Below are 9306 nucleotides of genomic sequence, written 5' to 3'. Positions count from 1 at the left end.
AAGTTTTGGAAAATACCATCGGAAGAATATTATAGAAATCACCAAACAGAATATTATGATGCGATTAATATTGGAATAAACTTTTATGAGTTGAATTATAATAAATGCTTGGATTTTTTAAAACTTTTACCGAACTGCTTGAAAAAATAAAGCACGAAAGCACAACATTGCATATACACAATGGCGGGTGAAGACCAATAAATGAACTGAATATAAATAAATTTATTTTGAATTATCTTTGTAAGAAATAAAGGATAAAAATGGTTGGAAAAACAAAACATAAGATTGTAATTGGTGACAGCAGGCAAATGAGTAGTGTGCCCGACAAGTCGGTTCAATTAATTATCACTTCACCGCCATATTGGCAATTAAAAGATTACGGAACAGATGACCAAATTGGCTATAATGACAGTTATGAAGAATATATTAATAACTTAAACCTTGTTTGGAAAGAGAGTTATAGAGTTCTTGAAAGCGGATGTCGATTATGTGTAAATATTGGCGACCAGTTTGCAAGGTCGGTTTATTACGGAAGATATAAAGTAATACCTATCAGAACCGAGATAATAAAATTCTGCGAAAGCATAGGCTTTGATTATATGGGAGCTATCATTTGGCAGAAAAAGACTACTTCAAACACCACAGGAGGCGCATCATTAATGGGTAGTTTTCCAACTCCGCGAAACGGAATACTTTCAATTGATTATGAATTTATATTAATTTTTAAAAAACTCGGAACACCCAAAAAACCAAGTAGAGAGATTAAAGAACTGTCGAAAATGACCAAAGAAGAATGGAAAACCTATTTTTCAGGTCATTGGAATTTTGGCGGAGCAAAACAAGATGGACATATCGCAGTCTTCCCTGAAGAGTTACCCAAAAGATTGATAAAAATGTTTGCTTTTGTCGGAGATACTGTTCTTGACCCGTTTCTTGGTAGCGGAACTACATCTCTTGCTGCCAAAAATCTTGGAAGAAATTCTATCGGATATGAAATTAATGAAGAGTTCTTGCCTTACATAAAACAAAAATTAAATATAAATAACGATATGTTTTTTGATTTTGAAATTATAAAGGAAAAACCTACCTTATATTTCAAAGAAGAAATAAAGAAACTTCCTTATATTTTTAAAGACTTTCATAAATTTGATAAAAAAACAGACCCTAAAAAATTACAATTCGGCTCAAAGATTGATAAGAACAGCTCTACACAAAGAGAAGAATATTATTCTGTAAAAGAAATTATCAGTCCTGCATTAATAAAATTGAATAATGATTTAACAGTCAGATTAATCGGGATAAAAGAGAAAAAAGAAGTTAACGGGAAAGCAACTGAATTTTTACAATTGAAAACCAAAGGACAAAAGGTTTTTCTAAAATTTGATGAGATTAAACACGACCAGAATAATAATTTAATGGCTTATGTGTATTTAAAAAACAAAACTTTTTTAAATGCTCATCTTATAAAAAATGGTTTGGCAGAGGTTGACTCATCATATCAATACAAAACAAAAGACAGGTTTCTGAAATATTTCACAGAAGGAAAATAATGAGCAAAAATGAAATAAAAAAATACGGAATATCATTTGGAAAAAAAGAAAAGGTTTTGAATTATGCAAGTAATACTTACCAATTAACAAGACCAAGTAAAGTAGGTGAAGTTATGTCACTTATTAGAGAATGCCAACCCAAAGCATTGGAAGAATGGGAGCAGTTTTATTTTGAAAGAGCATTTACAAAAACAAAAGAACCCGTAAAAATAACCAAAGAGACACTTGATGAACTTGGAGAAAGACTTTATTCAAAAATAACGGAAGTTGTAATTCCGGAATGGACAGCAGCTTTTCAAGATTTAACATTGGAAGATTGTAAAGAGTATATTTATCAGGTAACAATCGTAAGAACATTTGATGGTTTTTTACTTGAAAAATCTGTTGTTAACGATGGTTTGGCAAAAATTTTTCCCGACGTTGAGTTTGAGGAAAGTGACCCCGAATTAGACCATGCCGGTGATATTGATTACATTGGAAAAATAGGAAACAAAGCGTTTGGTATTCAAATAAAACCTGTTACGGCAAATGCAAATTTTGGAAATTACAAAATAACGGAGAGAATGAGTGGTAGTTTTCAAGATTTCGAAGAAAAATATGGAGGCAAAGTATTTGTAATTTTCTCCGCAAGAACAGGAAACAAGAAAGATATTGTAAACAAAGAAGTCATTGATGAAATTAGAAAAGAAATCGAAAGATTAAAGAAAGCCAGTTTGTAACAATGGCTATAAGTAATGCGTGCGAAAGTGACAAAAGTGAAAGTAGCGAACAAAAATAAACGACATAGCAGTTTGAACGAGAGTAGCGTTGAAATCCGAGTCATAGCCCAACCGTTACAACAGATAACAAGAAGGCGCAAAAGTTAAAAAAAATCTGGTTGTGACGGATTGGTTCGCAGCCATTGGGGTGGGGCTTTGTGATTTCGTGCTTTTGTGGTGCAAAGTAAATTAAATAGAGAATCAAACCAACAGAAGTTTCATCCAACGATAAATGGTATAGAAGCAATTTAGTGAAATTTGAATTAGAAAAAACAGATGCGGAATCGCAAGCTCGGGCAGGGAAATTGACATTGGCGCACGGCGTGGTGGAAACTCCGATTTTCATGCCTGTTGGTACACAAGGAACGGTGAAAACACTGTCGCCGGAAGAGTTGGAAAAATTAGGCGCACAAATTGTTTTGGGAAATACCTATCATTTGTATTTGCGCCCGGGCGAAGAATTGCTTCAGCAAGCCGGTGGATTGCACAAATTCATGAACTGGAACCGCCCGATTTTGACGGACAGCGGCGGGTATCAGGTTTTCAGCCTGGCGAAATTGAGAAAAATCAAACCGGAGGGCGTGAGATTTCAGTCGCATCTTGACGGATCGTATCATGATTTTTCACCGGAAAGCGTGGTGCGAACACAGCGCATTTTGGGCTCGGACATCATGATGGTGTTGGACGAATGTACGCCGTATCCTTGCACTCTGCAGCAGGCGGTTGATTCCAACGAACTGACTCTGCAATGGGCGGAACGTTCGCTGAAAGCATTTCTGCAGTCGGAGCCGTTGTACGGTCATGAACAGACAATTTTCGGGATTGTTCAGGGAAGCACGTACGAGGAAGTGCGTCGCCGCAGCGCCAATGAGTTGGTGGAAATGGATTTTCCCGGCTACGCGATCGGTGGGCTTTCCGTCGGCGAACCCAAGCAAATTATGTACGATATGACTGCGTTTTGCACGGAAATTTTACCGGAAAACAAGCCGCGCTATTTGATGGGAGTCGGTAAACCGGAAGATGTTTTGGAAGGCATCGAACGCGGCGTGGACATGTTCGATTGCGTCATGCCGACACGCAACGGCCGCAAAGGCACGGTCTTTACGCGCAACGGCGTGTTAGTGGTCAAAAATGCCACTTTCAAAGATGATTTTTCTCCCATTGATTCGGAGTGTGATTGTTACACGTGTCGGAATTTTTCCCGGGCGTACATTCGCCATTTATTCAAAGCCGAGGAAATTTTAGGGATGCGGCTCGCCAGTTTGCACAATTTGCATTTTTACTTGGAATTAGTTGGACTGGCAAAAAAAGCAATTCTGGAAGAGCGATTTTCATCGTGGAAAAGGGAGTTTTTGAAGAGATATTTCGGAGAGTAATTTTTTTATTCCCACTGAAAGAAAATTAATAAAAAAGATAAACCACGAAGTCACAAGACACAAAGGTTAAAAAATAAAGAATGAAAATTTCGACTTTCCGTGTCTTGGTGACAAAAAAAGTTAATAACAATAATTTTGGAGGTAACTGTGATTCACAACGTAATGTTACTCGCAATGGGCGCTCAAGGCAATGCTCCTGGCGGCGGAAGTCCGAGCACAATGGGACTGTGGTTGCCGATTATTCTGATTTTTGCCATCATGTATTTTTTAATTTTCAGGCCACAGGCAAAAAAACAAAAAGAGCAAAAATTGATGATCGAGGCGCTCAAAAAAGGCGATAAAATCATCACCGTCGGCGGCATTCACGGAGAAATCGTCGGCATCCGCGAGAAAGACGGCGTGCTCATCGTTAAAATCGCGGACAACACGAAGATCGAACTGGTGCGTTCGTCAGTAGCAAAAATAATCAATAATTAAGGTCGTAATCGAGATGAGAGTAATCAAATACGGCAATCCAATTTTACGCATGAAAGCGAAACGGGTGGAAAAAGTTGATCATCGGATTCGTCAGTTGGCCGAAAAAATGATCGAAAAGATGCGAGACGAGGAGGGAATCGGTTTGGCTGCGCCGCAAGTGGCGGAATCATTTTCGCTGCTGGTCGTGGACCATAGTCTGATCGAAGAGGACGGGGAGCCCGCGGCATATTTGAATCCGGAAATTTTGTTCGCGGAAGGTGAATCTGTGATAGAAGAGGGGTGCCTCAGCATCCCGGATGTCCGTGAAGATGTGAAAAGACCGGAAGTGATTACGGTTCGCTATCAGGATATTAATAGCAATATTCATGAGAAGCAGATAGACGGCTTATTGGCGCGCGTGTTGCAGCACGAAATTGATCATTTGAACGGCGTGTTGTTCGTGGATCGCATCAGCTCGGTCAAGAAAAAATTGTTGCATAAAAAATTGAGACAGATTGCCGCGGAAGAGCGGGAAATTATGGCGCAAGTTGCGTGAAAACAGCAGGTGACGAATGAAGTTGATTTTTATGGGGACGCCCGAGTTCGCAGTTCCGTCGTTGCAGAAACTTCATCAGAGCAATCATCAGGTGATCGCCGTCGTGACCGGTCAGAATAAACCGGTAGGTCGCGGTCAGAAAATTCGTGAGACGCAGATAAAATTGACGGCGCGTGAATTAGGAATTCCGATTTTGACGCCGGAAAAATTGTCGGACGCGAGTTTTGCAGAGCAATTGCAGCGCTATGGCGCGGATTTGTTTGTCGTGGTGGCATTTCGCATTCTTCCGCCGTCGGTTTTCACTATTCCGCCCAAAGGAACGATTAATTTGCACGCGTCACTGTTGCCAAAATATCGCGGCGCGGCACCAATTAACTGGGCGATCATCAACGGCGACAAAGAGACCGGCGTGACTACTTTTTTCATCGAGGAAAAAGTGGACACCGGAGAATGGATTTTTCAACGCAAAGTTCCCATCGGCGAAAACGAAACTGCCGGCGAATTGCACGATAAATTGAGCCAGACCGGCGCCGAACTTCTGCTGGAGACGGTAAACGCTATCGAAAAGGGAGCTGCGCCGCGCATCAAGCAAATCGGCAAAGCAACGAGAGCGCCAAAAATCACTCGTGAGATTTGTCATTTGAATTGGACGCTGGACGCGGAAATTGTTTTCAACTATATTCGCGGTTTGTCGCCGTATCCGCGGGCGTTTTCTGTCTTGCGGGGCGAAGAACTGAAAATTTTGCAGGCGGAAATTTTTTCTGATGATGAACAGATGGGCGCTGAACCCGGTCAGGTCGTCGCTGTGCAGAAAGATCGGTTTTTGGTCGCCTGCGGAAAAGGCGCCCTGGCAATTACCCGCGTGCAGCCGCCGAACAGACGTCCCATGTTTGCAGCGGAATATTTGCGCGGATATGCTCTTGAAACGGGTGAAATATTGAGCTGAGCGATTCTTTTTGGCGCCGATTTTTTTTAAATGCAAAATCAGGAAATAATGTTTTGATCAATGCTTTTTTCAATCAGAAGGATTTATGTCAGCGCGCCAAATAGTCATTCATTTGTTGGAGCAGTGGAATAGCACGGAAACCTATGCCGATATTTTGTTCGAAAAAATTCTGAAAGAAAAAGAATTGAAGCCTTCGGACAGGGCATTGACGCAGGAGATCTTTTTCGGCGTCATTCGCTGGCAGAATCAATTGAACTGGATCATCGATTATTTTTATCAGGGCGACATTGCTCGCGCGCCCCGTTTCATTCGCTACATTTTGCAGAGTGGAATTTATCAACTGCTCTATTTGGAACGAATCCCGGATTACGCGGTCGTCAATGAAGCGGTTCGGCTGGCGCGAAAACGGGGTGGAAATTTTTGGTCGCGAAAAGTGAACGCCATTTTGCGCAATTACATCAGAAAATCGGAGCAGGTTGTTTACCCTGATCCCAGCAAAGACATTGTTGATTTTATTTCAGTTCGCTATTCGCATCCGCGATGGCTGGTGCAGCGTTGGCTGGAAAGATGGGGCCAAAGCGAGACAATTTCCCTGTGCAAAACAAATAACCAAAGCCCTCTGATTTCGCTGCGCGCCAATCGGCTGCGCGTCAGTGCAGAAGATTTTGCAGCTTTTCTGGCGGAAGAAAACATTGAATTCACTCAAATTGAAGACGTGCCTGATTTTTTTCAGGTCACTTCTTTTGCGGAAATCGGTCGCGGCGAATTTTTCCGTCAGGGGTATTTTTCTGTGCAGGATGCCAGCGCCGGGCTGGCCTGTCGTTTGTTGTCGCCGCAGTCGGGGGAGAAAATTTTGGATTTGTGCGCCGCTCCTGGGGGAAAAAGCGGTTATTTGTTAGAATTGTCTTCGGGAAAAGCGACTATTTTTTCTGCGGATGTCAATTTTCATCGGTTGCAATTAGTAAAACAAAATTTGTCGCGTTTGAAATTTGCGACGAATCGTTTGATTCAGGCGGATGCGACAAATTTTTCAAGTGGGCCCGTGGACAAAATATTGATTGACGCACCGTGTTCCGGATTGGGCGTTTTATCCAAACGAGTGGATTTGCGCTGGCGACGGACTCCCGAGGAAATGCGCGAATTGCCTAATTTGCAAATGGCTATTCTGGAGAATGCCGCAAAATTAGTCAAAACCGGCGGCGTCATAGTTTACGCGACCTGCACCATTGAACCGGAAGAAAACGATCAGGTTGTAGGAAAATTTCTAAATATTCATCCTGAGTTTAAAATAGAGCACGCGGATCGGTTCGTTCCCGAACGATTTGTCGCCGCTGAAGGTTGGGTTCAGACTTTTTCCCATCGACACAAAATGGACGGGTCGTTCGCAACACGGTTGAAAAAAATTAATGCAAAATAGAATCTCGATTTATCGGGTGGAGAGTTTATGGCTTTGAATAATTTGGTAAAAAAAACCATTATTATCTTCTTGATATTGTTTGGGTTATTTTTAGCGTTTTATCTTCTGCTCGATCAATTTTTTATGCCTTTTTACACAAGACATGGTCAACAGATTCAGGTTCCTGACCTGACAAATATGTTTTACGAAGACGCCAAAGATACGCTGAACCGGCTGTCGCTGAAAATTGTGGAAGAGGATAAAAAATTTGATCCATCCAATACGTACCCCATCGGCGTCGTGATGTCGCAAAACCCAATACCACAAGCCAAAGTGAAAAAAGGGCGGCGAATTTATGTTATTGTAAGCAAGGGCGAGCCTACCTTGGAAATGCCGAACCTGGTTACCAAATCGGAGCGCAATGCCATTTTTTCTATTAACAAACTGGGCTTGATATCTAAAGGCATTCGTTACGAGCACTCGGATCTTTATCAAGCCGGGGTAGTTTCCAGCCAAAGTATCCCGCCGGGAACGGAAATCAAGCCGGGCGCCGAGATCGAACTGACAGTGAGCCTGGGGCTTTATCCCGATAAATTCATTGTGCCGGACCTTATCGGACGGAATTTGAACGACGCGAGAACGATCATCATAAAATCGGGTCTGACGCTCGGCGAAGTAAATTTTCAAATTGCCGAAGATTTGCTGCCGCTGACTGTGATTAGCCAGTCGTTGCAGCCGCAGACAGAAGTCACTCAGGGCGACACAATCAATCTTTTGGTGAGCAAATTGCTCCCATCATCCGAGGAAAAAAATAAATGATTCATATTGCGCCATCAGTGCTCGCCGCCGATTTTTCGCGGTTGCGGGAACAACTGAACGAAATCAAGCAAGCCGGGATCGATTGGCTTCATGTGGATATCATGGACGGACATTTCGTTCCCAATTTGACATTTGGGCCTAAAATTGTAAAAACTTTGCGCGGGCTATGGCAGGGAACGCTGGATGTCCATCTCATGGTTGAGGAGCCAGATTTTTTAATTCCGGACTTTCGCGACGCCGGCGCCGATATTCTGACTGTGCACGTAGAAGCGGTGAAACATTTGCATCGCACGGTTCAATTGGTGGAAAAACTGGGTGCAAAAGCCGGTGTGGCGCTCAATCCGGCGACGCCGGCGGCACTGTTGGAAGAAATTTTGCCGCTAATTGACGTCGTGCTGGTGATGTCTGTCAATCCTGGTTTTGGCGGACAGAAATTCATTCCGCATGTCTTGCCGAAAATCAGGCGCTTAAAAGAAATGGCGAAACTCATAGGGAGACAAATCGACATCGAAGTGGACGGCGGCGTCAATGCGGAAACAGCAAAATTGGTCGTGGAAAACGGGGCGAATGTTCTCATTGCCGGGACCGCGATTTTTGGCAGAGATGACGCCAAAACTGCTATCCGAGAAATTCACAAAGCAGTCGGGACGTGAAAATAAAATATTACTCATGCGATTGGTTGCTGACGAGAATTAAAAAAAACCAAAATGAATGAAATATTCTATTATTCTTTTCAGTTTTTGGCAAATTATCAACGGTCTTAATTAAGACTTGACAATAAGGTGCGATTTTTCTATATTATCGTAGCAGACGTAAACTAGATAAATTACTCGTTCAAGTGTCCTTAAAAAAAGGTAAGTTATGACCCAACTTGAGTGTCAATTCTCTGAAAATTTGAGTGTCAGAGAAGTTAACATAAAATCATCGCCAAAAAACAATGGATCTTCGTCCATCGATTCAGTACCATATTTGGAAGAATTAGGCATTAATATTATTGAGAGGCCTCAACCAATTCAGTTTTTTCCAAATTCCAACGAACTAGTTCACGGATGGTCTTCTTATGTTCAGGGCTTTTCGGCTAATTTTGTCCAAAATATAATCAATAGATACAAAACTGATTATATTTCTCCAGTCATTTTTGATCCATTCGCAGGAAGTGGGACTGCGTTAGTCCAGGCAAAACTAAATGGTTATAAATCTTATGGTGTGGAACTCAATCCTCTGCTTCAGTTTATTGCTCAAAACAAACTGAATACATGGGATGTGGGGCCTGATTTGCTGCTGAAAATATCAAAAGATTTACCCCTTGACAAAAAGACAGACGCGCCAAGTTTTCTTAAATCAAAGAAACATTTTAATCCGGGAGTTTTAGTCAATTTAGAGAAACTCAAAGGCGGAATAGATTCTTTTGAACCATCGACACCGCAAGAAAGAAAAATAAAAAATTTG

Annotated in this window: 10 protein-coding genes; all 10 read left to right on the top strand. The window is 41.9% G+C overall.

The window, feature by feature from the left end:
- Nucleotides 1-308: 308 nt before the first annotated feature.
- Nucleotides 309-1550, top strand: a complete 1242-nt coding sequence (locus GXO74_05010; GenBank protein NOZ61018.1) for a site-specific DNA-methyltransferase — start codon at nucleotides 309-311, stop codon at nucleotides 1548-1550.
- A 29-nt stretch (nucleotides 1551-1579) separates the two neighbouring features.
- Nucleotides 1580-2269, top strand: coding sequence for an MjaI family restriction endonuclease (locus GXO74_05005; protein ID NOZ61017.1), 690 nt, complete (start codon nucleotides 1580-1582; stop codon nucleotides 2267-2269).
- 290 nt (nucleotides 2270-2559) lie between these two features.
- A complete protein-coding gene (gene tgt, locus GXO74_05000; protein ID NOZ61016.1) occupies nucleotides 2560-3684 on the top strand; it encodes a tRNA guanosine(34) transglycosylase Tgt in 1125 nt (374 codons plus the stop codon).
- Nucleotides 3685-3831: 147 nt separating this feature from the next.
- A complete protein-coding gene (gene yajC / locus GXO74_04995) occupies nucleotides 3832-4161 on the top strand; it encodes a preprotein translocase subunit YajC (GenBank protein ID NOZ61015.1) in 330 nt (109 codons plus the stop codon).
- A gap of 13 nt (nucleotides 4162-4174) precedes the next feature.
- A complete protein-coding gene (gene def, locus GXO74_04990; GenBank protein NOZ61014.1) occupies nucleotides 4175-4696 on the top strand; it encodes a peptide deformylase in 522 nt (173 codons plus the stop codon).
- 16 nt (nucleotides 4697-4712) lie between these two features.
- On the top strand, nucleotides 4713-5642 hold the full coding sequence (locus tag GXO74_04985) for a methionyl-tRNA formyltransferase (GenBank protein ID NOZ61013.1): 930 nt from the start codon (nucleotides 4713-4715) through the stop codon (nucleotides 5640-5642).
- Nucleotides 5643-5727: 85 nt separating this feature from the next.
- A complete protein-coding gene (rsmB, locus tag GXO74_04980) occupies nucleotides 5728-7059 on the top strand; it encodes a 16S rRNA (cytosine(967)-C(5))-methyltransferase RsmB (protein ID NOZ61012.1) in 1332 nt (443 codons plus the stop codon).
- A gap of 27 nt (nucleotides 7060-7086) precedes the next feature.
- Nucleotides 7087-7857 carry a PASTA domain-containing protein gene (locus tag GXO74_04975; protein ID NOZ61011.1) on the top strand — a complete coding sequence of 257 codons (771 nt, stop codon included), beginning with the start codon at nucleotides 7087-7089 and terminating at the stop codon, nucleotides 7855-7857.
- Complete coding sequence (locus GXO74_04970; GenBank protein NOZ61010.1) at nucleotides 7854-8510, top strand: ribulose-phosphate 3-epimerase; 657 nt, start codon at nucleotides 7854-7856, stop codon at nucleotides 8508-8510. The genes GXO74_04975 and GXO74_04970 overlap by 4 nt, the downstream gene beginning before the upstream one ends.
- A gap of 208 nt (nucleotides 8511-8718) precedes the next feature.
- The coding region (locus tag GXO74_04965) for a site-specific DNA-methyltransferase (protein ID NOZ61009.1) at nucleotides 8719-9306 on the top strand (588 nt) is incomplete at its 3' end.

This window comes from Calditrichota bacterium, from assembly GCA_013152715.1.
Lineage (GTDB): Bacteria > Zhuqueibacterota > Zhuqueibacteria > Thermofontimicrobiales > Thermofontimicrobiaceae > 4484-87.
Note: the sequence above shows the minus strand (reverse complement) of the source record. Positions and strands in the feature narration are given on the sequence as shown.

Bases quoted from the DNA above. Each gene is read 5' to 3' on its own strand.
- GXO74_05010 (NOZ61018.1), top strand. From the start codon at position 309: ATGAGTAGTGTGCCCGACAAGTCGGTTCAATTAATTATCACTTCACCG.
- GXO74_04985 (NOZ61013.1), top strand. From the start codon at position 4,713: ATGAAGTTGATTTTTATGGGGACGCCCGAGTTCGCAGTTCCGTCGTTG.
- rsmB (NOZ61012.1), top strand. From the start codon at position 5,728: ATGTCAGCGCGCCAAATAGTCATTCATTTGTTGGAGCAGTGGAATAGC.
- def (NOZ61014.1), top strand. From the start codon at position 4,175: ATGAGAGTAATCAAATACGGCAATCCAATTTTACGCATGAAAGCGAAA.
- GXO74_04975 (NOZ61011.1), top strand. From the start codon at position 7,087: ATGGCTTTGAATAATTTGGTAAAAAAAACCATTATTATCTTCTTGATA.
- GXO74_04970 (NOZ61010.1), top strand. From the start codon at position 7,854: ATGATTCATATTGCGCCATCAGTGCTCGCCGCCGATTTTTCGCGGTTG.